Annotated in this window: 25 protein-coding genes and 1 tRNA gene; 15 read left to right on the top strand and 11 right to left on the bottom strand. The window is 59.8% G+C overall.

Going from position 1 to position 24,935, the window contains the following annotated elements:
* Position 1: 1 nt before the first annotated feature.
* The 3 genes from mutY to mutM all read right to left on the bottom strand — a co-directional run bounded on the left by mutY (position 2) and on the right by mutM (position 4,007).
* Entirely contained in the window at positions 2-1,150 is a 1,149-nt protein-coding gene (mutY, locus tag D3870_RS02240) for an A/G-specific adenine glycosylase (protein WP_119736307.1), read from the bottom strand.
* The gene (locus D3870_RS02235) at positions 1,151-3,088 is read right to left on the bottom strand and encodes a dynamin family protein (protein ID WP_199710486.1); all 1,938 of its coding nucleotides are present in this window, start codon (positions 3,086-3,088) and stop codon (positions 1,151-1,153) included.
* 97 nt (positions 3,089-3,185) lie between these two features.
* On the bottom strand, positions 3,186-4,007 hold the full coding sequence (gene mutM, locus D3870_RS02230; protein WP_119736305.1) for a bifunctional DNA-formamidopyrimidine glycosylase/DNA-(apurinic or apyrimidinic site) lyase: 822 nt from the start codon (positions 4,005-4,007) through the stop codon (positions 3,186-3,188).
* A gap of 127 nt (positions 4,008-4,134) precedes the next feature.
* Here mutM and D3870_RS02225 point away from each other — a divergent pair, with 127 nt between their 5' ends.
* The 11 genes from D3870_RS02225 to D3870_RS02175 all read left to right on the top strand — a co-directional run bounded on the left by D3870_RS02225 (position 4,135) and on the right by D3870_RS02175 (position 13,922).
* Positions 4,135-5,940, top strand: coding sequence for a tetratricopeptide repeat protein (locus D3870_RS02225; protein ID WP_242489834.1), 1,806 nt, complete (start codon positions 4,135-4,137; stop codon positions 5,938-5,940).
* A 44-nt stretch (positions 5,941-5,984) separates the two neighbouring features.
* Entirely contained in the window at positions 5,985-6,563 is a 579-nt protein-coding gene (gene lolB / locus D3870_RS02220) for a lipoprotein insertase outer membrane protein LolB (protein ID WP_242489833.1), read from the top strand.
* The gene (gene ispE, locus D3870_RS02215; RefSeq protein ID WP_119736300.1) at positions 6,563-7,429 is read left to right on the top strand and encodes a 4-(cytidine 5'-diphospho)-2-C-methyl-D-erythritol kinase; all 867 of its coding nucleotides are present in this window, start codon (positions 6,563-6,565) and stop codon (positions 7,427-7,429) included. Before lolB ends, ispE begins: the two co-directional genes overlap by 1 nt.
* Positions 7,430-7,494: 65 nt before the next feature.
* Positions 7,495-7,571, top strand: a tRNA-Gln gene (locus tag D3870_RS02210).
* A gap of 103 nt (positions 7,572-7,674) precedes the next feature.
* Entirely contained in the window at positions 7,675-8,625 is a 951-nt protein-coding gene (locus D3870_RS02205; RefSeq protein ID WP_119736298.1) for a ribose-phosphate pyrophosphokinase, read from the top strand.
* 102 nt (positions 8,626-8,727) lie between these two features.
* Positions 8,728-9,342: a 50S ribosomal protein L25/general stress protein Ctc gene (locus tag D3870_RS02200; protein WP_119736297.1), complete on the top strand. Its 615-nt coding sequence runs from the start codon at positions 8,728-8,730 to the stop codon at positions 9,340-9,342.
* Between the two features lie 195 nt (positions 9,343-9,537).
* On the top strand, positions 9,538-10,113 hold the full coding sequence (gene pth, locus D3870_RS02195) for an aminoacyl-tRNA hydrolase (protein ID WP_119736295.1): 576 nt from the start codon (positions 9,538-9,540) through the stop codon (positions 10,111-10,113).
* A 28-nt stretch (positions 10,114-10,141) separates the two neighbouring features.
* Positions 10,142-11,236 carry a patatin-like phospholipase family protein gene (locus D3870_RS02190; protein ID WP_119736293.1) on the top strand — a complete coding sequence of 365 codons (1,095 nt, stop codon included), beginning with the start codon at positions 10,142-10,144 and terminating at the stop codon, positions 11,234-11,236.
* 65 nt (positions 11,237-11,301) lie between these two features.
* Positions 11,302-12,393: a redox-regulated ATPase YchF gene (ychF, locus tag D3870_RS02185; RefSeq protein ID WP_119736291.1), complete on the top strand. Its 1,092-nt coding sequence runs from the start codon at positions 11,302-11,304 to the stop codon at positions 12,391-12,393.
* A gap of 186 nt (positions 12,394-12,579) precedes the next feature.
* The gene (locus D3870_RS02180) at positions 12,580-13,032 is read left to right on the top strand and encodes a hypothetical protein (protein ID WP_147375685.1); all 453 of its coding nucleotides are present in this window, start codon (positions 12,580-12,582) and stop codon (positions 13,030-13,032) included.
* A 38-nt stretch (positions 13,033-13,070) separates the two neighbouring features.
* A complete protein-coding gene (locus tag D3870_RS02175; RefSeq protein WP_119736288.1) occupies positions 13,071-13,922 on the top strand; it encodes an MOSC domain-containing protein in 852 nt (283 codons plus the stop codon).
* Between the two features lie 81 nt (positions 13,923-14,003).
* On the opposite strand, the gene D3870_RS02170 is transcribed toward D3870_RS02175, so the two are convergent.
* From D3870_RS02170 to D3870_RS02150, 5 genes are all read right to left on the bottom strand, one after another.
* Positions 14,004-14,261, bottom strand: a complete 258-nt coding sequence (locus D3870_RS02170; RefSeq protein ID WP_119736286.1) for a YfhL family 4Fe-4S dicluster ferredoxin — start codon at positions 14,259-14,261, stop codon at positions 14,004-14,006.
* A 40-nt stretch (positions 14,262-14,301) separates the two neighbouring features.
* The gene (gene coaD / locus D3870_RS02165) at positions 14,302-14,790 is read right to left on the bottom strand and encodes a pantetheine-phosphate adenylyltransferase (protein WP_119736284.1); all 489 of its coding nucleotides are present in this window, start codon (positions 14,788-14,790) and stop codon (positions 14,302-14,304) included.
* Positions 14,791-14,820: 30 nt separating this feature from the next.
* On the bottom strand, positions 14,821-15,483 hold the full coding sequence (gene rsmD, locus D3870_RS02160; RefSeq protein WP_119736282.1) for a 16S rRNA (guanine(966)-N(2))-methyltransferase RsmD: 663 nt from the start codon (positions 15,481-15,483) through the stop codon (positions 14,821-14,823).
* A gap of 13 nt (positions 15,484-15,496) precedes the next feature.
* Positions 15,497-16,813: a M16 family metallopeptidase gene (locus D3870_RS02155; RefSeq protein WP_119736281.1), complete on the bottom strand. Its 1,317-nt coding sequence runs from the start codon at positions 16,811-16,813 to the stop codon at positions 15,497-15,499.
* Positions 16,814-16,897: 84 nt separating this feature from the next.
* Positions 16,898-18,262: a M16 family metallopeptidase gene (locus tag D3870_RS02150; protein WP_119736279.1), complete on the bottom strand. Its 1,365-nt coding sequence runs from the start codon at positions 18,260-18,262 to the stop codon at positions 16,898-16,900.
* 92 nt (positions 18,263-18,354) lie between these two features.
* On the opposite strand from D3870_RS02150, the gene ftsY reads away from it, so the two are divergent.
* The 4 genes from ftsY (at position 18,355) to rpoH (ending at position 22,204) form a co-directional block, all read left to right on the top strand.
* Complete coding sequence (gene ftsY / locus D3870_RS02145; protein WP_119736277.1) at positions 18,355-19,455, top strand: signal recognition particle-docking protein FtsY; 1,101 nt, start codon at positions 18,355-18,357, stop codon at positions 19,453-19,455.
* 6 nt (positions 19,456-19,461) lie between these two features.
* On the top strand, positions 19,462-20,148 hold the full coding sequence (locus D3870_RS02140; protein WP_119736275.1) for a cell division ATP-binding protein FtsE: 687 nt from the start codon (positions 19,462-19,464) through the stop codon (positions 20,146-20,148).
* Positions 20,145-21,071, top strand: a complete 927-nt coding sequence (locus tag D3870_RS02135; RefSeq protein ID WP_119736273.1) for a cell division protein FtsX — start codon at positions 20,145-20,147, stop codon at positions 21,069-21,071. The genes D3870_RS02140 and D3870_RS02135 overlap by 4 nt, the downstream gene beginning before the upstream one ends.
* 233 nt (positions 21,072-21,304) lie before the next feature.
* Positions 21,305-22,204, top strand: coding sequence for an RNA polymerase sigma factor RpoH (gene rpoH / locus D3870_RS02130; protein WP_119736272.1), 900 nt, complete (start codon positions 21,305-21,307; stop codon positions 22,202-22,204).
* A gap of 83 nt (positions 22,205-22,287) precedes the next feature.
* Here rpoH and D3870_RS02125 read toward each other — a convergent pair whose 3' ends face one another.
* The 3 genes from D3870_RS02125 to D3870_RS02115 form a co-directional block, all read right to left on the bottom strand.
* Positions 22,288-22,821 (bottom strand): SCO family protein, encoded by a 534-nt coding sequence (locus D3870_RS02125; RefSeq protein WP_242489831.1) that lies wholly within the window; start codon positions 22,819-22,821, stop codon positions 22,288-22,290.
* A gap of 103 nt (positions 22,822-22,924) precedes the next feature.
* Positions 22,925-23,809 (bottom strand): heme o synthase, encoded by an 885-nt coding sequence (cyoE, locus tag D3870_RS02120; RefSeq protein ID WP_119736268.1) that lies wholly within the window; start codon positions 23,807-23,809, stop codon positions 22,925-22,927.
* Positions 23,806-24,927, bottom strand: a complete 1,122-nt coding sequence (locus D3870_RS02115) for a COX15/CtaA family protein (protein WP_119736266.1) — start codon at positions 24,925-24,927, stop codon at positions 23,806-23,808. The genes cyoE and D3870_RS02115 overlap by 4 nt, the downstream gene beginning before the upstream one ends.
* Positions 24,928-24,935 lie beyond the last annotated feature (8 nt).

The following is a 24,935-nucleotide window of genomic DNA, read 5'->3' as shown; positions in this document are numbered from 1 at the left end:
CTCAGCGCAACAGGTCGGGCGCGTCAAATACCGCAAGCAGGAGCTTCTTGACCGGCGCGGGCAGCGGCGCGTCGAGCAGCCTGTCGGCGCGGTACCAGACGTGACGCATTTGCCCGGCCAACTCAAGGCGGTGCGCCAGTCTGATCCTGTAGGGCGACACATGCAGCTTGAAATGCGTGAACACGTGCGAAAACGGCTGCAAGGGTTCGCATGATGCAACGACGCCAAACGGCGCGACGGCATGCGCAAGCGCCTCGTCGAGTCTGTGCTGCGGCACCGGTTCCGGCAGAACCAGCTGCTCGGCCTCGGGCAGCGACAACAGCCCGCCCCAGATGCCGCTGTCGGGCCGCTGTTCGAGCAGCACCCGGTCGCCATCGGTGACGACCAGCATTGCGGTCTGCTTGTGCGGTACCGCCTTTTTCGGCTTGCGCATCGGCAGCTCGGCCACGCGATCGGTCGCCAGCGCCGCGCAACGATTTGCCAGCGGGCAGCTGCCGCATGCCGGACGGCCACGCGAGCAAAGCGTCGCGCCGAGATCCATCAAGCCCTGCGTATAGGCTTCGACATCGCGGTCGGGCAGCAAGGCCACGGCGCGTTCCCACAGCCTGTCCTCGATCGGCTTTGACCCCGGATAGCCATCGATGCCGAACACGCGAGCGAACACGCGCTTGACATTGCCGTCCAGGATGGCCGCGCGTGTTCCGTATGCGAATGCCGATATCGCCGCCGCAGTCGAGCGGCCGATGCCCGGCAAGTCCGCCAGCACATCTGGATCGCTGGGAAATGTGCCGCCATGCTGCGCAACGACGCGTTGCGCGCATTGATGCAGGTTGCGCGCGCGCGAATAGTAGCCAAGCCCGCTCCAGTGCGCCATCACGTCTTCGGCAGGCGCATCGGCCAGCGTCGTCACGTCGGGAAAGCGGACCAGGAAACGCTGATAGTAGGGAATGACGGCAGCCACCTGCGTCTGCTGCAGCATGATTTCCGACAGCCAGATGCGGTACGCATCGCGCGTGTTTTGCCAGGGCAGCGCGTGCCGCCCATGCTGCTTCTGCCAATGAATGACCGCGTCGGAGAACGTCGGATCGGCGAAATGTCCTGCCGTGTTTTCGGCGGCGGACTCCCTCCTGCCGGGTACTGCTCTTTTCATTTAGGCTGCCGCTTTGAGTGCGGCGAGTTCCGCCGCGATCGCGCTTTTCAGTTCGCTTTCCAGGAGATGCAGCGTCTTCTTCTGTCCTTCGAGCTCGGTATGCATCTGCTCGAGCAGTTGCAGCTTTTCTTCCAGGCTGTCGGTCGCGACATGAATGCGCTCGATCGACTGCCTGCGCTTCTTCAGCTGCGATTTATGCTCCCAGATCTGCGCTTCGAGCGGCGCCATCACGACCTTCAGCCATGCCTCGACATCGCGATTGGCTTGCAGGAAACTCTGCTTGACGCGCGAGGCAATCGAATCGAAAAACTTCTGCATCAGCACAACCTGCGGCGTCGTCAGGATTGCGGCAGCACCGAACTGCTTGTGATAGACGCCCTCGATCAGCTTGATTTCCTTACGGTACTTGTCGAGAGAAAACGGCATCGGCGTCGAAAGCGCCAGACCGTGCTCGGTCGAAAACTTGCGATACATCACCGTCATCATCTCGGCGATTTCGTCGATTTTCTGTTCTGACGAATTGACATTGCCATGCGCCTGCTCGAAGAAGCGTTTCACCGCCTGCCGCAAGCCCGCCGAGAACTTGCTCTTGTCCATCGCGTCGCGCGTCTGCCGGATGTCTTCCTTCAGGATATCCATGCCGAGGCTGGTGAACACTTCGGTGGACAGCCGCGCGAATACCGAGCGCGTGCCTTGCAGTTTGAGGAGACTGCCGTCGAATTCCTTCTTTTCCATGTCAATGCGCTGCATCATGTGCGCAATGATGTTCTGGTTCTTGCCGCGCAGGCTCTTCAACTCGACCAGCTGCTCGATGACGTTGCGCGTGCGCGATGCCAGCAACGCCTTCCTCGATGCGGTCAATTCATTGATCTCCGCTTCGAGCTGGGTGCGAATGATGTCCTGCTTGCCCGGGATGAGTTCATTGGACAGCGCACTCTCCAGCTCCGGCAGGCGGCTCTTCGCCAGCAGCGCCGCATCGCGATTGACTTTGCCTACCAGCCCTTTTTGCGCCGACACCGGGAAGATCTGGCGCTCGTCGAGACCCAGCGTATGCGCCACGTTCGCCATCTGCCCCTTGATTTGCTGCTCCACTTCGGCAACGCTGCGCAATTCGTCCCACATGCTGTCGATCTTGTTCAACACCACCATGCGCCCCGCGCCGGTGCCGATGTGGTTGCGCCAGACATCGATATCGCTCTTCGTCACACCTGTATCCGCCGCGAGAATGAACAGCACCGCATGCGCATTGGGAATCAGGTTCAGCGTCAGCTCCGGCTCGGTGCCGATCGCATTCAATCCCGGCGTATCGATGATGACCAGCCCCTCCTTCAACAAGGGGTGCGGAAAATTGACGATCGCATGCCGCCATTGCGAAATTTCGACCATGCCGTTTCCATCCACCGCCAGCGCGGCATCCTGGTCGCTCTCGTCGTACAAGCCATAGTTTTTCGCTTCTTCCAGCGGCACGCGCTTGGTCAGGCTGACCTGCTTGAACGCCTCCAGCATGCCTTCGGCGGACGAAATATCGAGCGGCAGCACGGTCCAGACCTGGCTCTGCTCCTTCAGGTCGCTCGTGGAGTGCGACTGGGCACGCGTCTCGATCGGCAGCAAGCGTATCGACGGCGGAAAGGTTTCGTCGTACAGCAATTCGGTCGGGCACATGGTCGTGCGGCCGGCCGACGATGGCAGAATCCGCTGACCGTAATCGGCGAAAAATATCGCATTGATCAATTCAGACTTGCCGCGCGAGAACTCGGCGACAAACGCAATCGACAGCTTGTCATCCGCCAGCCGTGTCTTTGCATGGAGGAAGCGCTGATCGCTGGCCGCATCCGACAGGTCCGAGACGCCCACCCACGCACGATAGCGTTCGAGCGCAGCGACCACGCCGCTACGCCAGTTACTGTATTCCTGGAATTTTTGAACCAGATTGCTCACGTTATCCTCGTTTGTCCTGTCCGTGCGACCTTGCGCCCCAGCCTTTTCCGGTTTCTTGCTGCTGGGCATCAGTAATTCAGAACACTAGCACCCGCCCCTACTTTTGACAATTTGCACAGTAAAACGTGGATCGCTGGCCCTGCGTGATCTGCCTCACCAGATTTCCGCAAATGCGGCACGGGTCGCCCGTCCGGTCATAGACGAAGTAACTCTGTTGAAAATATCCGGACTGCCCGTCGGCTCCGATGAAATCCCGCAATGTGCTGCCGCCCTGCTCTATGGCCGCGGCCAGCGTTTGGCGTATCGCCTGCGTCAGCTTTTCATAGCGGGCCAGTCCGATGCGATGCGCCGGCGTTTTCGGATTGATGCCGGCCTTGAACAGGCTCTCTGACGCATAGATGTTGCCGACGCCGACAACGATGTCTCCTGCGAGCAACACCTGTTTGATTGCGGCGCTGCGTTTGCGCGTATTCCGGTACAAGAGCTGCGCCGAAAACGCCTCTTCCAGCGGCTCCACTCCCAAGCCGCGCAACAGGATATGGTTGTCAATCGCACCATCTTGTTGTGCGTGCCATAACACTGCGCCGAATCGCCGCGGATCAGTCATGCGCAGCAGCTGATCTCCGATCACGAGGTCGAAATGATCATGCTTTTGCGGCGGCGTCCCGATGGACAGTATCCGCAAATGCCCCGACATGCCGAGATGAACGATCAGCGTGCCGTGATCGAACTGGATCAACAAATACTTGCCGCGTCGTCCGGTGGCGCGAATTGCATGACCGAGCAACTGCTCCGGCAAATCCACCGGAAACGGCCAGCGCAAGCCGCTATGACGCAGCGTGACGCCAGTGACGATGCGTCCTTCCAGGTATGGCGCGACACCGCGCCGGGTAACTTCAACTTCAGGCAATTCGGGCATGATTGGTGCAGAAAACTCGTGTCAGGCTGGCGCAGAACGATGGGATCAAGTCCTTGATGTAACCATGTCCATCACGAGCTGGTTGAGCGTAGAATTAAAAATCGGCTTGATCAGCAAGGAATATCCATTGAAAAACCTTCTTCTCATTGTAACTCTGCCAGCCGTGCTGGCGGCGTGCGCGGCAGCTCCGCAATCGGCCACTGCGCCGGGCGACTCTCCTGCGCGAGTCGCGACTGCCGAAGACAGTTTGCAGCAGGGTGAAAATGCGTCGCGCAAGGTAAACGCCAAGGCAGGCGAACAGGCGACCGAAGACAGCTTGCCGTCGCTCGAACTGACCGAGGACCTGATGTTCAAGCTGTTGAGTTCGGAAATCGCGTACCAGCGCGGCGACTGGCAGAGCGGTTACGTCACGATGCTCGCGATGGCACAGCAAACGCGCGATCCGCGCATTGCGCGCCGTGCCGCGGAGATGGCGCTGGCGGCAAAGCGGGCCGACGAAGCACTCACTGCAGTGCGTCTGTGGCGCACGCTTGCTCCTCACTCTGACGAAGCCATTCAATACAATTTGAGCTTCATCATTCTTGGCGACAATCTGTCCGAAGCAAAACCGATACTGGAGGAGCGGCTCAGGGAAGCGCGTCCGCACACGCGCGGCTTGATGGCATTTCAGATCCAGCGTTTGCTGTCGCGCGCCAAGGACAAATCGGCTGCGTTTGCGCTGCTGGAAGACGTGCTCGCTCCCTATGGCGATCTTCCGGAAGCGCATCTTGCTCTGGCGCAAAGCGCAATCGGCAGGGGCGATGTGGAGCGTGCGCGCAAGGAGGCCCAACTCGCACTCAAGGTCAGGCCGGATTCCGAACTCGCGATCCTGACGCTGGCGCAAGCATCGACGGACAAGAGCGACGCAACCAAGCTGCTGGCGGACTTTCTGGCGCGCTATCCAAAATCACGCGAAGTGCGCGTCGCCTACGCCCGCATGCTGGTCGATCAACAGCAATACAAGAAAGCGCGCGCCGAGTTCGAAACGCTGCTGAAGGACCAGCCGCAGGATTTGACCACCCTGTTCGCACTCGGAATATTGAGCGCGCAGGTCAACGACATGCCGGCCGCGGAGAAATACCTGACCGCCTATCTGGAAACGCTGTCGGCCCAGCCGGATGAAGAGCGCGATCCGACCCAGGCGCTCTTGATCCTGGCGCAGATTGCGGAAGAGCGCAAAGACCCCGCGACGGCGCTCAAATGGCTGGCGCAGATCGAACCGGGAGAAGGCTATTTCAGCGCACAGATCAAGCGCGCGCAGCTCAACGCCAAACGCGGCGACCTCGCATCGGCGCGCAAGCTGCTGCACGAAATCAACGCCTCCGGCGAGCGCGAACAGTCGCAGGTTGTCATCGCCGAGGCGCAGATGCTGCGCGACGCAAACCGGCTGCCGGAAGCCATGACCGTCCTGCAGGCAGGCGTGAAGCGCTTTCCGAACAATACGGACCTGCTGTACGACTATGCGATGCTGGCGGAAAAGCGGAATCAGCTCGATGTGATGGAAGCATCGCTGCGCAAGATCATCGAACTGGCGCCGAACAACCAGCACGCTTACAACGCACTTGGCTACTCATTCGCCGAACGCAATATCCGCCTCGACGAAGCCTACGCACTGATCGAAAAAGCCCTCAAGCTGGCACCGGATGATCCCTTCATCATGGACAGCATGGGATGGGTGCAATTCCGGCTCGGTCGCCTGAAGGAGGCCGAAGCACTGCTGCAGCGCGCGTATGAACTGCGGCCCGATGCCGAAATAGCAGTGCATCTGGGCGAGGTATTGTGGGTCAAGGGACAGAAGGCTGACGCGCAAAAACTGTGGCGCGACGCGCAAATCAAGGATCCGCAAAACGACACTCTCAAGAGCACGCTGGCGCGGCTGAACGTGCAGTTATGAGTTGGTGCTTCATACACGGTGCGGCACGGTTTGCTGCGCCGCTTGTGTTCTCACTGTTGATTGCCGGTTGCGCGAGCCTGACCCCGCCTCCCGGCAGTGACGCGCCGTTACCTGGATCAACTCGCGCCTACCAGGAGCAGATCGCCCTCAGCGGACGACTTTCCGTGCGCTATCAGAACAACGGCAAGGACGAGGCTTTGCACGGCAATTTCGTCTGGACGCAAAACATGGCGCAAACCAGCGTCACACTGCTCTCGCCATTGGGCCAGACAGTCGCACAGATAGATGTTTCGCCAAACGGCGCAAGTCTGAAGCAAGGCAACGAACCGCCGCGCACTGCAGCCGATGTTGATGCACTGGTCCAGGGCACGCTGGGATGGCCGCTGCCGATCGCCGGCTTGCGCGACTGGCTGCAAGGATTCGCGATTGAGGCAGCCGGGATGCGCGTCATCGCATCGCCGCAATCGCCCGACGTCATCACGCGCGACGGCTGGCGCATCCACTACGCAAGCTGGCAGAATGAAACCCCGGCACCAAGCCGCCCAAGGCGCATCGACCTGGAGCGCCAGACCGCACAGGCCGGCGATGTCGCCATCCGCATCGTCATCGACTCATGGCAATAATGATCCGTACCCTGAACAACTGCCCCGCCCCCGCCAAGCTGAATCTGTTTCTCCATGTAACCGGACGTCGCCCGGACGGCTACCACCTGTTGCAGACCGTCTTTCAACTGATCGACCACGGCGATTTGCTGCATTTCGAGGTCCGTGAAGACGGGGAAATTCGCCGCACCACCGACGTTGTCGGCGTGCCGGAAGATTCCGACCTGATCGTCCGCGCCGCACAGCTGCTCAAATCGGCAACCGGCTCGACGCTCGGTGCCAACATCGCCATCGAAAAGCTCCTCCCCATGGGCGGTGGCTTGGGCGGCGGCTCGTCCGATGCCGCGACGACGCTGATCGTCCTGAACCATCTGTGGCAAACCGGCCAGAGTCGCGCCCAACTGATGAAACTAGGCCTGCAACTGGGCGCTGATGTTCCGTTTTTCATATTCGGCCGGAATGCATTTGCCGAAGGCGTCGGCGAAGAATTGCAGGCGGTCGCGGCGCCGGATTGCTGGTATCTGGTGATCGAACCGGGGGTATCGGTCCCGACCGCATCAATTTTTGCCTCACCGGAATTGACAAGGGATTCAAAACCCGTCAGAATATCGGACTTTCCTGAGGCCTCCATTGGCTTCGGAAAAAACGACCTGCAAGTCGTGGCAACCAAGCTGTTCCCGCCCATTGCCGAAGCCCTTGAGTGGCTCAAGCCTTATGGCGAAGCAAGAATGACTGGTTCCGGAGCGTGCGTTTTCTGTGCATTTCAGCAGGAGCACGAAGCCGATTTGGCACTTGAACAAGTGCTGAAAATCGGCCCGGCAAACTGGACAGCATGGAAGGCCAGATCGATCGAGCGTCATCCGCTCTCGCATTTGCTGAAGTCGTAGCCAAGAATTTGTTTGACGTTGCATCGTGCAAGCGCAAAGGTGTGACGACAGACACCCGGTTGTGTAGGGGAGTCGCCAAGTTGGTCAAGGCACCGGATTTTGATTCCGGCATTCGAAGGTTCGAATCCTTCTTCCCCTGCCAGTAACTCAAAAGCAACAAGACCGCAATAATCAAGCCGCCACTGCAAGACGAGACAGTCAAGCACTGGCGGCTTTTTAACTTTCACGATCGCACTAGGTATCCCATGGCCCTTGAGAACCTGATGGTTTTTACCGGCAATGCCAATCCGGAACTGGCAGCCGGCGTTGCAAAGCAGCTCGGCATTCCCCTCGGCAAAGCAGTTGTCTCGAAATTCTCCGACGGCGAAGTCATGGTCGAGATCAACGAGAACGTGCGCGGCAAGGATGTCTTCGTTCTGCAATCGACTTGCGCGCCAACCAACGACAGCCTGATGGAAATCATGCTGATGGTCGATGCCTTGAAGCGCGCATCCGCCGGTCGCATTACCGCCGCGATTCCCTACTTCGGCTATGCACGTCAGGATCGCCGCCCGCGTTCGGCGCGTGTTGCCATTTCGGCCAAGGTTGTTGCCAACATGCTGCAGGAAGCCGGTGTCGAGCGCGTGCTGATCATGGATCTGCACGCCGACCAGATTCAGGGCTTCTTTGATATTCCGGTTGATAACATTTATGCATCGCCGATCCTGTTGAGCGATCTGGTGAGCAAGAAGTACGAAGATCTGCTCGTCGTGTCGCCGGACGTTGGCGGCGTGGTGCGCGCGCGCGCGCTTGCCAAGCGCCTCGACTGCGATCTGGCGATCATCGACAAGCGCCGTCCGAAGGCGAATGTGTCGGAAGTCATGAACATCATCGGTGAAGTCGAAGGCCGCAACTGCGTGATCATGGACGACATGGTCGATACCGCAGGCACCCTGACCAAGGCTGCGGAAGTCCTGAAGGACCGCGGCGCGAAGAAGGTCATCGCCTACTGTACCCACCCTGTGCTGTCCGGCCCCGCAATCGAGCGCATCACGAATTCGCCGCTGGACGAACTGGTCGTCACCGACACCATTCCCCTGTCGCCGGCCGCCCGGGCCTGCGAGAAGATTCGCCAACTGACATGCGCGGATCTGCTGGCCGAGACGTTCAAGCGCATTACCAAGGGCGACTCGGTGATGTCGCTGTTCGCGGACTAACAACCGTTTTTTCCTGCCTTCAAATGAAGGCAGGTTTTCACGTCCCCTGGTCGCGGGGGACTGCACCGCAAGGCAGCGCCTTGCAAACATTGGAGCCATAAAATGAAAGTAATCGCATTTCCACGCAAAGAGCAGGGGTCCGGAGCGAGCCGCCGCCTGCGCAATGCCGGCCAGACTCCCGGCATCATCTACGGCGGCACCAGCGAGCCGGTTGCCATCTCGCTCGACCATAACGCGCTGTACCACGCACTGAAGAAGGAAACATTCCATTCGTCGATCCTCGACATGGAGATCGAAGGCAAGGTCGAAAAAGTCCTGCTGCGCGACTTCCAGGTACACGCATACAAGCAACTCGTGATGCACGTCGACTTCCAGCGCGTCGATGCCAAGCAGAAGCTTCACACCAAGGTGCCTCTGCACTTCATCAATGCGGAAGTCTCGCCGGCCGTGAAACTGTCATCCGCTGTCATCAGCCACGTGATGAACGATCTGGATGTGTCCTGCCTGCCGGGCGACCTGCCTGAGTTCATCGAAATCGATCTGTCCAAGATGGAAGCAGGCCAGTCGATCCACCTGTCCGAGATTCAACTGCCCAAGGGCGTGACTGCCGTGGCGCACGGCGGCCAGGACAATCCGACCATCGCTACCGCCAGCATCCCCGCAGGCCAGGTATCGGCGGAAGGCGCTGACGCTGAGAATACGGAAGAAAAGAAGTAATCCGGCATTCGCAGCAATGCTGCAGCATCGAAAAACCCGCCGCACGTGGCGGGTTTTTTTGTTTTTCGCAAGCATGCCCTCCCCTGACCTGCGCGCCCGAGCGTGCCGCAAGCATTCATGAGCGCGTTGGACGGTCACCGTCCATATCCGGGATAATCTGCTTTTCTCGCATTCAACAACTCCGTCGAAAACGTCATGCCCATACGCCTGATAGTCGGCCTCGGCAACCCCGGCCCGGAATACGAACTGACCCGCCACAACGCAGGATTCTGGCTGGTCGATGCGCTCGCCAGCGGCGCCCTGACACGCGAGTCGCGCTACCACGCGCTGGCCGCCAGAAAGTCGATCGCCGGACAGGATGTCTGGCTGCTCGAACCACAGACCTACATGAACCGCTCGGGCCAATCGGTGGGTGCACTGGCGCGCTTTTACAAGTTCGCGCCGGACGAGATCCTGGTCGTGCACGACGAACTCGACCTTCCGCCCGGCACCGCGAAAATCAAGAAAGGCGGCTCGTCCGGCGGACACAATGGCTTGAAGGACATCACCGCGGCGCTGGGCACGCAGGATTACTGGCGCTTGCGGATCGGCATCGGACATCCGCGCGCGCTCAATCTGCAACAGCAAGTCGTCGACTTCGTGCTGCACCGCCCGCGCAAGGAAGAGCAGCCGCTGATCGACGAAGCCATTGAAAAAAGCATCGCTGTCGTCCCGCTCCTGTGCGAAGGAAAGTTCGAGGCGGCGATGATGCAGCTTCACACCTCGAAATGAGCCAGGCGCGACAATCCGGCACAGCACCATGAACGCCCTCGCGATACATGCGGGCCCGAAAGCGCTGGCGCATTTGCGCGAACACGGATTGCGGGCGCAGGACATCGCGATCATTCCAGCCGCTGCCGGCGGACCGAAGGGATTGATTTTCCAGAAGCTGGACCAGTGGCTGTTCGGCCGCTGGCTGCCGTCCGCGCAGCGCGAACGAACACTGATCGGCGCATCGATCGGTGCGTGGCGGATGGCCGCGGCCTGCCATGCCGATCCCGTCGCGGCATTTCAGCGCCTAGGGGATTTGTATAGCGAACAACGCTATCCGCCCAGGACATCGCCGCGCATGGTGACGGAATTCTGCAAGCAACTCCTTGGCGACTTCATGGGCGGACATGAGTCCGAAGTCACGCAACACCCGCACCATCGGCTGCACATTCTTGCATCACGCGGCAGCAGACTGCTGAAAGCACCGCGCTTGAAGATCTCCGAAATGGCCGGCTTCAGCGCTGCAGTACTCGGCAATCTGATTTCGCGCAGCCAGCTGGCTCATCACCTTGAACGGGTTGTACTCGGCGACGCCCGGGATCCGGCCTTCTGGCTGAAGGCGCGATTCGATGCCTTCGACACGCATTTCGCACCGCTGTTACCGGACAACATCGCGGCAGCGTTGCTGGCCTCGGGCACGCTGCCCTTCATCATGGAGCCGGTGCGACACATCGCACATGCCCCCGTCGGCACCTACTGGGATGGCGGCCTGATCGATTACCATCTTGCCCTGCCCTATTCTCGCGTTGCCGGCAATCCCGAAGGCGGGCTGGTGCTGTATCCGCATTTCGGCGAACGCATCGTGCCCGGCTGGTTCGACAAGCAATTCCCGTGGCGGCGCGCCGGCACCGGAAGCAGCCGGAACTGGCTCGACAATGTCATTTTGATCTCGCCGTCGCGTGCATTTCTGCAAACCCTGTCGCGCGGCAAACTACCGGATCGCAAGGATTTCCTGTCCTATGGCGCGAACGATGACTTCCGCATCCTCAACTGGAAACTCGCGATCAGCGAGGGCGCGCGCCTGCGCGATGAACTTGCGGCCTTCGTCGAGAAGCCCGATTTACGCCTGGTCAAGTCCATCTGACCCGGTCGATCCGAGCGCCTACGGTAAAATAGCGGGTTACTCCATACCTTAACGAAACACACACCATGAGTCTCAAATGCGGCATCGTCGGCCTGCCTAACGTCGGCAAATCCACTCTGTTCAATGCGCTGACCAAGGCCGGCATCGCTGCGGAAAACTATCCCTTCTGCACGATCGAACCCAACGTCGGTATCGTCGAAGTGCCGGATTCGCGCCTGAATGCGCTGGCGGAAATCGTCAAGCCCGAGCGCATCCTGCCCGCAACGGTGGAATTCGTCGACATCGCCGGCCTCGTGGCGGGCGCCTCCAAAGGCGAGGGACTCGGCAATCAGTTCCTCGCGCACATTCGTGAAACCGATGCCATCGTCAATGTCGTGCGCTGCTTCGAAGATCCGAATGTGGTGCACGTCGCCGGCAAGGTCAGCCCGCTCGACGATATCGCCGTGATCCAGACCGAGCTCGCGCTGGCCGACATGGGCACCGTGGAAAAGGCGATCATCCGCGAGGGCAAGAAGGCGAAATCCGGCGACAAGGATGCGATCAAGCTGGTCGCCGTGCTGGAGCGCATCCTGCCGCAGCTGAACGACGCCAAACCGGTACGCGCCATGGGGCTCGATGCGGAGGAAATGGCGCTGATCAAATCGATGTGCCTGATCACGGCAAAACCGGCGATGTATGTCGCAAACGTATCGGACACCGGCTTCAGCAACAACCCCTTGCTGGACCAGCTGACCGCCTACGCGCAGGAGCAGAGCGCACCGATCGTCGCGATCTGCGCCGCGATCGAGGCCGAAATCGCCGATCTCGACGACGAAGACAAAGGTGCCTTCCTTGCCGACATGGGGATGGAAGAGCCGGGACTGGACCGCCTGATTCGCGCCGGGTTCAAGTTGCTGGGCCTGCAGACCTACTTCACTGCGGGCGTCAAGGAAGTGCGCGCATGGACGGTTCCGGTCGGCGCGACGGCACCGCAGGCTGCCGGCGTGATCCATACCGATTTCGAACGCGGCTTCATCCGCGCGCAGACCATTTCCTACGACGATTACATCGCTTACAAGGGCGAACAGGGCGCGAAGGAAGCGGGCAAGATGCGCGCCGAAGGCAAGGAATACGTCGTCAAGGATGGCGACGTGCTGAACTTCCTGTTCAACGTCTGATCATTCTTCGGACGTCTCCGGACGTCATGAAAGCCGACAAGCCCCGCCATCACCGAGATGGCGGGGTTTTCTTTTCGCGGGTTTGCGGCAGTGGAAACATCACGAGGCGAACCGGGGCAGGTTCCGCGCCGTTTGTGTAAACTGTTTGCGCTGCCAAATGAGCGGCATGAATAAAAAAGGATAAAGATGAAAGCGAAGTTGTGTGTGATGGCGGCACTTTCAATGGCCGCATTGTCAGTGAATGCCGAATGCAGAATTACCAGCGTCAGAGGTGATGATATCGCCGCCGCGTTCAAGCGGCATGGCGGGTGGAAGTTCTCCGAACAAAAATACAATTCGCTATGCGCAAAGCTGAACCGTGCAAAGGCGCGCATACAGATTAACGCCATGGCCACCGTGCTGGCGAACCAGTCCATTGGCTGGGCAACGCTGTCGGTCATCGATTTTGATACCGGCATCGCGACCGGCGATTTTGCCAGCATGAACACCCAGGTAAACACCTACGCCAGCCAGGACAAGGCCAATGAAATCATGGTCGACGCCATCAATGCTGCTGCGGAGAACTGGGATGGCATAGATAGCGCGCTGGCCTCCCTTGAGGCAGAGCGCAAAAAAGTCAGGAATACGCAGAGAAAATAGCCTCTGCCGCTTCGCGCACCAAACCAGGAAAAGCCACCATGCCCATACTCACCGAACTGAATCTGTATCCCGTCAAATCCTGCGGCGGCATCGCCTTGCGCGAAGCCACGCTCACGCAGGCAGGCCTGATGAGCGAGCATATCTACGACCGTGAGTGGATGGTAGTCGATGCCCGGGGTGAATTCCTCACGCAGCGCGACCATCCCCGGATGGCGCTGATCAAGCCGCGCATCAAGGCCGACACGCTGGAGCTGCGCGCGCCCGGCATGCTCGGCCTCGAGATTCCGCTCGACCTGCCGGACCCGGACCAGGCGCCGACGCGCGACGTGCGCGTCTGGAACGATACGCTCAAGGCCTACGACTGCGACGAGACGACTGCGGTGTGGTTTTCCAACTTTCTGGGCACGCCATGCCGGCTGGTGCGTTTTCATCCGCATGCGCAGCGCAGTGCGAACAAGAAGTGGACCAATGCCGTTGAAGCGCCCACGCTGTTCTCGGATGGCTATCCGATGCTGGTGATTTCCGAAGCTTCGCTTGCGGATCTGAATGACAAGCTGGTCGCGCAGGGACGTGCGACCTTGCCGATGAGCCGCTTCCGGCCGAATATCGTGATCAACGGCATCGACGCATTTGAAGAGGATTATGCCGAGTCGTTCAAGCTCGGCGATGCCTCGCTCAAGCCGGTGAAGCCGTGTCCGCGCTGCCCCATTCCCTCCATCGACCAGGCCACCGGCGTGATCGGCCCCGATCCGCTGGACATCCTGCGGACTTATCGCGTCAACCCGAAGGTCGATGGCGGCATCACGTTCGGCATGAATGCGATATTGCTCGAAGGGGAAGGACAGGTGCTGCGTGTGGGGCAGGAGGTTGAGGTCACCCTCGTGTTTTGACGGGCGTTCGCCCGGACAGGGGCCGGATTCGAAAAATCGCGGAGCAGTAGTCAGCATGCACCCGCAGCAAGAGAACCCGCACTAGGCTTTCAACTCCGCCTGCAGCTTTTCATACTTCTCCAGCAACTGCTCCTTCGTTTCGCGCCAGGCAGGATTGAAGGGAATGCAGCTCACCGGGCAGACTTGCTGGCATTGCGGCTCGTTGAAATGACCGACGCATTCGGTGCATTTGTGGGGATCGATCTCGTAGATTTCCGGCCCCATGTAAATCGCGTCATTCGGGCATTCCGGCTCGCACACATCGCAATTGATGCATTCGTCCGTAATCATCAATGCCATAAGTCCTCCTGCAACTCCAACAACATGACGCTCCCAACGGCTATTTCGCTGACTCGGCAAGTTTCTTCTTCAACCATTTCTCCACCGACGGGAATACAAACTTCGACACATCGCCGCCCAGAGTGGCGATCTCGCGCACAATGGTGCCGGATATGAATTGATATTGATCCGAAGGCGTCAGAAACAAGGTTTCGACATCCGGCAGCAGATAACGGTTCATCCCGGCCATCTGAAACTCGTATTCGAAATCGGACACCGCGCGCAGGCCGCGCACGATCACGCGAGCATCGTGACGCCGCACAAAATCCTTCAGCAAGCCGGAGAAACCTTCCACCTGCACATTCGGATAGTGGCCAAGGACCTCGTCGGCGATCGACAGGCGCTCGTCCAGCGAAAAGAACGGCCGCTTGTTCTGGCTGTCCGCAACGCCGACGATCAATTTATCGAACAGGCCGGACGCGCGACGCACCAAATCCTCGTGTCCTCGCGTGAGTGGATCGAACGTTCCCGGATAAACGGCAGTGACCATCGCGGCTCCCCTGATCGTAAAGAAAGCGCATTATGCCTCAAAATGAGGCGATGTATTGCGTTGCAGCAAGTGATAAAAAACCATGCCGGCCTTGTCGGCGCGAACCACCTGCCAGCCGTGAAGCCATTCCGGCACATCTCCGCTGTCCAGCGCCTCCTCTGCCTCGACATATACCAAACCTCCTTCGGACAGCAGCGGACTGCACAAGGGCAGCATCTTGCCGATCAAGTCCTGATGATACGGTGGATCGAGGAAGATCACGTCGAACCGCGCTCCGCCAGTGCCTGCACGGGAAGCCAGTCGCTGCGCCGCTGACAGTGCGTCGCCGCGCACGATGTCGATCTGTTCCGCTTTCAGTTTAGCCCTGGTTGCCTCCAATTGCCGGACCGCTTGCATATTCGATTCAATCATCACGACGCGCGCGGCGCCTCGGCTGGCGGCTTCGAATCCGAGCGCCCCGGTGCCGGCGAACAGGTCCAGGCACGACACATCATGCCATGTGCCATCGAACAAATGATTGATCCAGTTAAACACCGTTTCGCGCACCCGGTCGGGCGTCGGCCGCAAGCCTTCCGCTTCCGACACCGCCAATGGCGTGCGCTTCCACTGGCCGCCGATGATCCGCACCTGACGCGGCACGCTGGAATGGCCGCCGCGCGCCGGCGATGACTTCCTGATTGTTTTTTTCTGCATTGCCATCTGCCTGCTATTTCCCGTTCCCCACCACTACCGTCGCCAGCTTGCCGGGCGCGATTTTCCGGTTGAATGCCGTCTTGATATCCGATGCCGTGACCTTGGCGACATTCGCCGTCCATGTATCAAGGTAATCGAGTGGCAGATTGTAAAAACCGATCATCGCAATGTTGTCGAGAATCTTGCGGTTATTGTCGATGCGCAACGCAAATCCGCCTATCAGGTTGTCCTTGGCCGCCTGCACTTCCTGCGGCGTCGGGCCGTCACGCAGGAATGTCGCCAGCGTGTCGTGCACCACCTTCAGCGCCTCGCCGGATTGCTCTTTCTGTGTCTGCAAGCCGATCTGAAACGGTCCTTCCTGCGCCAGCGGGTTGAAGTAGCTGTAGACACTGTAGGACAGGCCGCGCTTTTCGCGCACCTCTCGCGTCAGACGCGACACGAATCCGCCGCCGCCCAGCACATAATTCCCGACCGTCAACGGAAAAAAATCCGCATCGCCGCGCGCCAATGCGGGCACGCCCATCATGATGTGCGCCTGCGACGCCGGATGCGCGATATTTTCTTCCTGTCCATGCGGCGCGGGCACTTCCGGCATCGTGGGCAGCGGCGCGCCTTGCGGCAAGCGGCTCGTCAATTGCCTCGCGATCGCTTCCGCATCGGCACGCGTGACGTCGCCGATCATCGCGACCACCGCGCGGTTGGCGACGTAATGCGCGCGATGAAAATCGACGAGGTCATTGCGAGTGATCGCCTCAACCGATTCCGCCGTCTCGCGTCTGGCGTAAGGATGTGCGCCGTACAGCACGCGCCAGAACGTCTTGCCCGCGATGGATTCGGGCTTGGTGTCGTCTTCCCTGATGCCCGCGATGATGCGCGCCTTGTCGCGCACCAGCAGGTTTTCCGGAAAGCTCGGTTGCGCAAGCAGCCGCGCCAGCAAGGCAATCGCCGTATCGCGCTCGGCGCGACTGGAGAGCGTCCGCAAGCTTGCGCCGGCGCGGTCGATGCCGGCTCCGCCGCCACGCTGTGCAGCGGTATCGGCCAGCGCATCCGAGATCTGCGCCTCCGTCATTGCCGGCTCGGCAACCGGCGCATCGACGGCGCGCAAGCCGCGCGCCAGCATCGCATTGGTGATCGACGCCGTGCCGGTCTTGCCTTGTGGATCCCGCCGTGATCCCGCGTCGAATTCGACGCTGACATCGAACATCGGTATCGAGTGGTTTTCCACAAAAAGCACGCGCGCGCCGTTTTCCAGCGTCCACGTCTGGATTTGCAGCGCGGCATGTGCACTCGCGCTGGCCACCAGCGCAATCGCGACTATCAGTTTTTTCATATTGGAGCCAAGGTTACGACCGCAAATGCGTCATCGGGACTCGGGACGACTCGCCGCCCCGGGCAACGCAAGGTCATTCGTCAATCAGTGCCGCAGACTGGCTGGCGGCGGCTTCTTTTCGGACAAGGGCAGCGGCACCAGCGTCGCCACCGTCAGGCTCTCATCCTTGAAATATCGCTGCGCAACGGATTGCACCTGCTGCGCGGTAACGGCCCTGAGCTTGTCGATGATGCGGTCGATGTCGCGATGAGACAGCCCCGTGGTTTCCATCACGCCGATCTCCATCGCCTGGCCGAAGATCGAGTCGCGCTTGTAAATCTGTCCGGCGATCAATTGCGTCTTGACGCGCTTCAACTCTTCTTCCGACACGCCCTCTTTCGCGATGCGTTCGACTTCCGCGCGCAGCAGCCCTTCGAGCTGCTCGGTGGTCGTACCCCTGGACGGCGAACCGTCAAGCAGGAACAGCACCGGGCCGCGTGCGATGCTGGAATAACCGGCACCGACGGAATTGGCAAGCTTGTCGGTGCGCACCAGCTTCGCATTCAGGCGCGCATTGTCGTAACCGTCGAGAACCGCGGCGAGCACGTCCAGTGCATGCACGTCGTCGTCGCGCTCGACATTGCGCAATGTCGGCGCCTTGAACGCAAGTACCACATAGGGATTCTCCGCCGGCGCGTGTACCGTCAGCCGTCGGATGCCAGTCTGCGGCGGCTCGGTCTGCGGCCTGGTGACTTGCAGGGTCTTGCGGGCAAGCCGGCCGTAGTATTTTTCCGCCAGCGCATGCACCGCCTTGGCATCGACGTCGCCGGTCACGACCAGCGTCGCATTGTTCGGCGCATACCAGTGCTGATACCACGCCTTGGCATCGTCCACCGTCATGCTTTGCAAATCGCTCATCCAGCCCACGATCGGATGACGATAGGGATGCGCGAAGAATGCGGAGGCATTCATGGCTTCATAGACGCGCGGGATCGCCTGATCGTCGGTGCGCCAGCGCCGCTCCTCCATGACGACCCGGATTTCCTTTGCGAATTCTTCCTTGTCGAGCACCAGGTTTGCCATGCGATCGGCTTCGAGCGCCATGACCTTTTCCAGCTTCGACTTTTCGATCTGCTGGTAGTACGCGGTGTAATCCTTGCTGGTGAACGCATTCTCGCGTCCGCCCAGAGCCGCGACACGCTGGCTGAATTCGCCCGGCTTCAGGGTTTTGGTGCCCTTGAACATCATGTGCTCCAGCACATGTGCCACGCCGGTGGTTCCGTTGGTCTCATCCATCGAGCCGACCTTGTACCACACCATGTGGGCAACCGTCGGCGCGCGACGGTCTTCCTTCACCACCACCTTCATGCCGTTCTGCAATACGAATTCCTGCGCAGGCTCGGCCTGCACGGCAAGGGGCAGCAAAACCAGCGCCCATGCCGACAACATTGTGGCAACCCGGAATTTCATGATCTTTGCTCTGTTAAAATGTGAGTCGATTGTATCTTCTTTCCGTGCCTGCGCTGACAGGCGTCACCGGCCGCATTTGTTCCCGACTCCTGATGTTTAGTTTCTTCAAAAAAAAACCCAAAGACGTTCCTGTAGAAACACAGGAGCCTGCGTTCGAGGAAAAAGTTCCCGAAGCGATGCCGGAGGCTGCCGCGCAAAAGTCATCGTGGCTGGACCGCATCAGAGGTGAAGCACCGGCAGCGCCTGCCGAGCCGCAAGGAGAAATCTTCGCCGCTCCGCCACCGCCGGCGGAGCAGAAGCAATCCTGGCTCAACCGCCTGAAGGCGGGACTGTCGAAAACCTCGTCCAACCTGACAACGCTGTTTGTCGGCGCAAAGATCGATGACGACCTGTACGAGGAGCTCGAATCCGCACTTTTGATGGCGGATGCGGGCGTCGAAGCAACGCAGATCCTGTTGAATGCGCTGAAGAAAAAGGTCAAGGACGAAAAACTGACCGAGAGCGAGCAAGTCAAGAATGCGCTGCGGACCTTGCTGATCGACATGCTGAAGCCCTTGCAGAAACCGATGGTGCTTGGCCGCCATCAACCGCTCGTGATGATGATCGCCGGCGTCAACGGTGCCGGCAAGACCACCACCATCGGCAAACTGGCCAGACATCTGCAATCCTACGAGCAGTCGGTATTGCTGGCCGCCGGCGACACCTTCCGCGCCGCAGCCCGCGAACAGCTCGCGATCTGGGGCCAGCGCAACAACGTGACCGTCATCGCGCAGGAATCCGGCGACCCCGCCGCCGTCGCCTTCGACGCGGTGCAATCGGCGAAGGCACGCGGCACCAACGTCGTGATGATCGATACCGCCGGCCGCCTGCCGACCCAGCTGCACTTGATGGAAGAGCTGAAGAAGGTCAAGCGCGTGATCGGCAAGGGCATGGAGAGCGCGCCACATGAACTGCTGCTCGTGATCGACGGCAATACGGGGCAGAATGCACTGGCGCAGGTGAAGGCGTTCGACGATGCCCTCCAACTGACCGGCCTGATCGTGACCAAGCTCGACGGTACCGCGAAGGGCGGCGTACTGGCGGCCATCGCGAGGGCTCGGCCGATACCGGTGTACTTCATCGGCATCGGCGAAAAGATTGAGGACCTGCAGCCGTTCAACGCAGAAGAATTCGTGGATGCACTGTTGAGTTGAGCGACGATGATTGAATTTCAAAAGGTGTCGAAGCAGTATTCCGGCAAATCGATGGCGCTGTCCGATATCACGCTGTCGATTCCGAAAGGGGAGCTGTTTTTCCTGTCCGGCCCTTCCGGCGCCGGCAAATCGACCCTGCTGAAAATGATTGCTGCGCTGGAACGTCCGAGTGCCGGCATTCTCACCGTCAACGGCCAGGACATTGGCCGCATCAAACCGTCCGGCCTGCCTTACCTGCGACGCAATCTTGGATTGATTTTCCAGCAGCAGCGCCTGCTGTCCGACCGCAATGTGCTGACCAATGTCATGCTGCCGCTGATCGTCGTCGGAACCGCGAAATCCGACGCGGAGAAACGTGCGCGCGCCGCACTGGACAAGGTGGGCCTGCTGGACAAGGCCTTGTTCGCCCCCCTGAGCCTGTCGGGTGGCGAGCAGCAGCGGGTGGCAATTGCCCGCGCGATCGTGAACAAGCCGCAAGTCATCCTCGCCGATGAACCCACCGCCAATCTCGACCGCGCCAGCGCAACGAAAGTGCTCGACGCGCTGAAGTCGTTTCACGGCGTCGGCGCCACCTGCATCATTTCCACGCATGACGAACAGATTCTGGCCGGCGCACAACGCGTGATTTACCTGAACCAGGGAAAACTCGCCGCGAGCGAGAGCGCTGCGTTTGGCGAAAGGGGCAACGCATGAGGACTTGGCTCCGGCAGCATTTTTCCGCATTTTCGGCAGCATTGAACCATCTGCGCAAGATGCCTGGCAGTTTCGCGCTGAACACGCTGGTCGTGGCGATTGCCTTGTCGCTGCCCTTCGCCGGCCTGACCGTGCTGGAAAACGTACGCCCGGTATCGGAGCAGTTCGCGGTCGAGCCGGAGATCAGCATTTTCATGGCAATGGATACTGCGCGCGAACGCGTCACGGCGCTTGCGCCGCAAATCCGGCGCGTCGTGCAAGAGACGGGAAGCGCAGGCAAGCTGGAGTTCGTACCGCGGGAACGCGCGCTCACGATGCTGAAGGCAAAAACCGGTCTGTCTGATGCCTTGACGACCCTGGGTGAAAATCCATTACCGGATGCCTATGTCCTCAAATTGGCCGGTTTCCAGAACGCATCCGATGCAACGAAGGCCGACGCCATTGCAGCAAGACTGAAGGCCCTGCCGGGCGTCGAGTACGTGCAAGTCGATTCGGCTTGGGTGAAGCGCCTCGCCGCATTGATGCATGTATTGCGTCTGGCACTGGCATTCCTCGCCATGACGCTGGGCGTGGTGGTGGTGGCAGTGGTATTCAACACGATCCGGCTGCAAGTCATGACGCAGCGGGAGGAAATTGAAGTGTCGCGCCTGTTTGGCGCCACCGACAGCTATATTTACCGTCCTTTTTACTATAGTGGTGCATTGCTGGGAGCATTGGCCGGCGTGGTGGCATTGGGTATGGTGGCACTGGCATTGCATCCCCTGAACCAGGCCATAACGGAGTTTGCGCGCCTCTACGCCTCCGAGTTTCGGCTGGCTCCCTTGAATCCCGTGTCCACTGCGGGGCTGCTTGCGATGAGTGCCCTCCTGGGCCTGTCGGGCGGACTGCTTTCCGTTCGACAACATCTTTCACGGCTGTCATAGATGCCGTCTTTCGTCCGCTGCGCCACACAATTTTTTTGATTTGGCACAACTTTTCTTCTCATGTGCACTCTAAAGTAAGACTCTATAACAGTTACGCTTTGGCAATAGATTGACACTATCCGCCCATTGAAAAGGCTCATTAGCACTCCCCCCGAGAGAGTGCTAATATAGTCCTCCAAGTAACGAACCAGCAGTTTTTTGACCGGAATCAGTTATCGAAGCAAGGAGAACGAATGAAAGAATCGCCTGCACAAGCTGCATTGGTTCCTTTTGGCAATAGCGCAATGGCGCTCGGTTTTTCCGGCAGCCTCGGCAACATTGAAGCGTATATCTCGGCCGTCAACCGCCTGCCGATGCTGTCGCACGAGGAAGAGGTTTCTCTCGCCCGCCGCCTGCGCGACAAGAATGATCTTGGTGCCGCGCAAAAGCTGGTGTTGTCTCATTTGCGCCTCGTCGTATCGATCGCCCGCGGCTATCTCGGCTACGGCCTGCCGCACGCCGACCTGATCCAGGAAGGCAATATCGGCTTGATGAAGGCGGTCAAGCGCTTCGATCCCGATCAAAACGTGCGCCTGGTGTCCTACGCGATGCACTGGATCAAGGCAGAGATGCATGAGTACATCCTGAAGAACTGGCGTCTCGTGAAGGTTGCAACGACGAAGGCGCAGCGCAAACTGTTCTTCAATCTGCGCAGCCACAAGGAAAGCCTGGATGCGATGACGCCGGCGCAGGTTGATGATCTGGCGAAATCGCTGAACGTCAAGCGCGAAGAAGTCATCGAGATGGAAACCCGCATGTCGGGCCGCGATATCGCGCTGGAAGCGCAAAGCGACGACGAAGACGACAAGTTCGCGCCCATCGCGTATCTGTCGTCCGATGCGAACGAGCCGACCCGGGCGCTGGAGGCGCAGCAGTATGACCGCATGCAGTCGGAGGGCCTGGCAACCGCACTCGGCAAACTGGATGCCCGGTCCCGCCGCATCGTCGAGGCACGCTGGCTGGCCAACGATGACGGCTCCGGCGCGACGCTGCATGAGCTGGCGGACGAATTCGGCGTATCGGCCGAACGCATTCGCCAGATCGAAAGCTCAGCCTTGAAAAAGATGAAAGGTACACTGGCGGCGTACGCTTAAGCACCGGCAATGCACATGAAAAAGGCGCTCCGCGGAGCGCCTTTTTTCTTTCCCGCCCCGATTGTTTTCCGGAACCGGGCGCGTTATGACAACAGCAGTTTCAGATCATGCGCAATCGGCTCGGCACCCTGCCCATGTCGGACAAACAGGCGAATGCGTCCCTGCGGGTCGAACACATAGCTGCCGGAAGTATGATCCATCGTGTAGCTGCCCGGCTCCTTGCCCGGCACCTTCTGATAATAGAGCTTGAACTCCTTCGCGACCTTGTCAATCGACGCCTTGTCGCCGCTCAAACCGAGAAAGCGCGAATCGAATGCAGGAACATACTTCGACAAGAGCTCCGGCGTGTCCCGCTCCGGATCGACGGTAATGAACAAGACCTGCACCTTGTCCGCCTGCGACCCGAGGTCTTTCATCACCGCCGACATTTCGGCCATGGTCGTCGGGCACACGTCGGGACAATGCGTATAGCCGAAGAACACCACCACCGCCTTGCCCTTGAAGTCGGCCAGTGTGCGTTGCTTGCCGTTGTGGTCGGTCAGCGTGAAGTCCTTTGCATACTCGAGTCCGGTGACATCGGTATTCTTGAAGGGACTCTTTACCGGCGATAGCATCATCTGGGTTCCATCTGCGGACTGCTTGTCGCACCCGCTCAGGAAAACCGCCGCAAGGAGCGCGGCCAGAGACAGTGCCAGTCTGGAAGATCGTGAATGCATGATGTCAGAACCTGAAATAGTGGTCGACCAGCAGCGCGACGAACAGCAGCGACAGATAGATGATCGAGTAGGCAAAGGTCTTGCGCGCGATGAGATCGGTGTAATGGCGATACACCTGCCATGCGTACCACAGGAAGATCGCACCCAGCACGGAAGCGCTGGCGAGATAGATCAGGCCGCTCATTTGCACCGCATACGGCAGCATCGTCGTTGCGACGAGTGCAATGGTGTACAGCAGGATATGAAATTGCGTGAACTTCAGTCCATGCGTCACCGGCAGCATCGGCAGCCCGGATTTCGCATAGTCGTCGCGACGGTAGAGCGCCAACGCCCAGAAATGCGGCGGGGTCCAGACAAAAATGATCAGAACGAGTATCCATGCCTGCATCGGCACGTCGTTGGCAACCGCCGCCCAGCCCAGCGCCGGCGGCATCGCGCCGGACAGCCCGCCGATCACGATATTCTGCGGCGTGGCCGGTTTCAAGATGATCGTGTAGATCACCGCATAACCGACGAAGGTGGCGAAGGTCAGCCACATGGTCAATGGATTGACGAAGTGGTACAGCACCCACATGCCGAGGCCGCCGATGACGCCGGAAAAGACAAGTGTCTGCGTGACGGTGATTTCGCCGCGCGCCATGGGGCGGCGGGCGGTACGCGCCATGCGGGAATCGATTTCGCGCTCGACCAGGCAGTTCACGGCAAACGCCGCTCCCGCCAGCAGCCAGATCCCGATCGTGGCGGCCACCACGATTTTCCAGTTCGGCAGATCGGGAACCGCGAGGAACATGCCGATCACTGCGCAGAATACCGCGAGCTGGGTTACTCGCGGCTTGGTCAGCGCCCAGTATTGCGCAATACGGTTGGGATGAACGGTCAGGATATTCAATTGAATTGAGCGGTTGACAACCGCGTAGCGGCTGGTTTTGCAGCGGTTTGCGCCGGAATTCGAGCCTTGTAGTTTAACATGACGAGCAGCAGCACGAGGAGCGCCGCGCCGCCGTTGTGGGCTACCGCAAGCGCGAGCGGCCAGTTCAGATAGATGGTCAGCAGGCCGGTCGCAAGCTGAATGCCGAGCATTGCCAGCAACCAGCGCGCGGTCTTCTGCAATCCGCCAACCTCCAGCGCACGGAACGCGAGCCAACCGACGAAGGCGAACACGACAAACGCAAAACTGCGATGCGTCCAGTGAATTGCGGTCAATGCGGGAAACGGCAAGTAGTCACCATCCGCAGTTTTTCCCAAATGACGCCATAGCGTGAAGCCGTTGGCAAAATCCATGTTCGGCCATGCCTGTCCCTGACAGAGCGGGAAATCCATGCAGGCAAGCGTGGCGTAATTGGTACTGACCCAGCCGCCGAGCGCGATCTGGAACAGCAGCAGCAGCAATGCGAAGGCGGCGGGAATGCGCAGATTCGCGACGGATGCGTCAATCGGCGCATGCTCGCTCTGCCGCGCCGCCATCCATGTCAGCATTGCAAGCAAGCCCATGCCAAGCAGCAAATGGATCGTCACGATGACTGGTTGCAGCTTCAGCGTGACCGTCCACGCGCCGAACGCGCCCTGAATGCAGACGAACACGAACAGCATGGTCGGAAACCAGGGCGAAAAGCGCATGTCGCTGCGGCGCGACTTGATCCAGCCACGCCATGCAACCACCATCGCGGCAATGATCAACACGCCGACGCCCATTGCCAGATAACGATGAGTCATTTCGATCCATGCCTTGACGACCGTGACCGGGCCGGTCGGCTGCGCCGCTTCCGCCGCACTGATGGAGGCATGAGCCTGCAACGGATTGGCATGGCCGTAGCATCCGGGCCAATCCGGACAGCCAAGGCCGGAGTCGGTCAAGCGCGTGAAGGCGCCGAACATGATCAGATCGAAGGTGAGAAACAGCGTCACCCACAGCAGTTTGCGGTACTTGTTCCTGTCGCCGGATACCCAGACGATGGTGAATGCCAGGAGCGCGACCAGCAGGCCCTTGATTGCCAGTTGAAACAGCATGGCTATGC

The sequence above is a fragment of the Noviherbaspirillum cavernae genome (assembly GCF_003590875.1).
Classification (GTDB): Bacteria; Pseudomonadota; Gammaproteobacteria; order Burkholderiales; family Burkholderiaceae_D; genus Noviherbaspirillum; species Noviherbaspirillum cavernae.
This window is presented reverse-complemented; position numbering and strand designations above follow the sequence as displayed.

Coding starts and splice junctions, on each gene's coding strand:
- coaD (WP_119736284.1), bottom strand. CDS start 14,790: ATGGTCACTGCCGTTTATCCGGGAACGTTCGATCCACTCACGCGAGGA.
- D3870_RS02190 (WP_119736293.1), top strand. CDS start 10,142: ATGAACGCCCTCGCGATACATGCGGGCCCGAAAGCGCTGGCGCATTTG.
- ftsY (WP_119736277.1), top strand. CDS start 18,355: ATGTTTAGTTTCTTCAAAAAAAAACCCAAAGACGTTCCTGTAGAAACA.
- D3870_RS02180 (WP_147375685.1), top strand. CDS start 12,580: ATGAAAGCGAAGTTGTGTGTGATGGCGGCACTTTCAATGGCCGCATTG.
- D3870_RS02135 (WP_119736273.1), top strand. CDS start 20,145: ATGAGGACTTGGCTCCGGCAGCATTTTTCCGCATTTTCGGCAGCATTG.
- D3870_RS02140 (WP_119736275.1), top strand. CDS start 19,462: ATGATTGAATTTCAAAAGGTGTCGAAGCAGTATTCCGGCAAATCGATG.
- D3870_RS02125 (WP_242489831.1), bottom strand. CDS start 22,821: ATGATGCTATCGCCGGTAAAGAGTCCCTTCAAGAATACCGATGTCACC.
- D3870_RS02170 (WP_119736286.1), bottom strand. CDS start 14,261: ATGGCATTGATGATTACGGACGAATGCATCAATTGCGATGTGTGCGAG.
- ychF (WP_119736291.1), top strand. CDS start 11,302: ATGAGTCTCAAATGCGGCATCGTCGGCCTGCCTAACGTCGGCAAATCC.
- D3870_RS02205 (WP_119736298.1), top strand. CDS start 7,675: ATGGCCCTTGAGAACCTGATGGTTTTTACCGGCAATGCCAATCCGGAA.
- mutY (WP_119736307.1), bottom strand. CDS start 1,150: ATGAAAAGAGCAGTACCCGGCAGGAGGGAGTCCGCCGCCGAAAACACG.
- mutM (WP_119736305.1), bottom strand. CDS start 4,007: ATGCCCGAATTGCCTGAAGTTGAAGTTACCCGGCGCGGTGTCGCGCCA.
- D3870_RS02200 (WP_119736297.1), top strand. CDS start 8,728: ATGAAAGTAATCGCATTTCCACGCAAAGAGCAGGGGTCCGGAGCGAGC.
- D3870_RS02150 (WP_119736279.1), bottom strand. CDS start 18,262: ATGAAATTCCGGGTTGCCACAATGTTGTCGGCATGGGCGCTGGTTTTG.
- rsmD (WP_119736282.1), bottom strand. CDS start 15,483: ATGCAGAAAAAAACAATCAGGAAGTCATCGCCGGCGCGCGGCGGCCAT.
- rpoH (WP_119736272.1), top strand. CDS start 21,305: ATGAAAGAATCGCCTGCACAAGCTGCATTGGTTCCTTTTGGCAATAGC.
- pth (WP_119736295.1), top strand. CDS start 9,538: ATGCCCATACGCCTGATAGTCGGCCTCGGCAACCCCGGCCCGGAATAC.
- D3870_RS02155 (WP_119736281.1), bottom strand. CDS start 16,813: ATGAAAAAACTGATAGTCGCGATTGCGCTGGTGGCCAGCGCGAGTGCA.
- D3870_RS02115 (WP_119736266.1), bottom strand. CDS start 24,927: ATGCTGTTTCAACTGGCAATCAAGGGCCTGCTGGTCGCGCTCCTGGCA.
- ispE (WP_119736300.1), top strand. CDS start 6,563: ATGATCCGTACCCTGAACAACTGCCCCGCCCCCGCCAAGCTGAATCTG.
- D3870_RS02175 (WP_119736288.1), top strand. CDS start 13,071: ATGCCCATACTCACCGAACTGAATCTGTATCCCGTCAAATCCTGCGGC.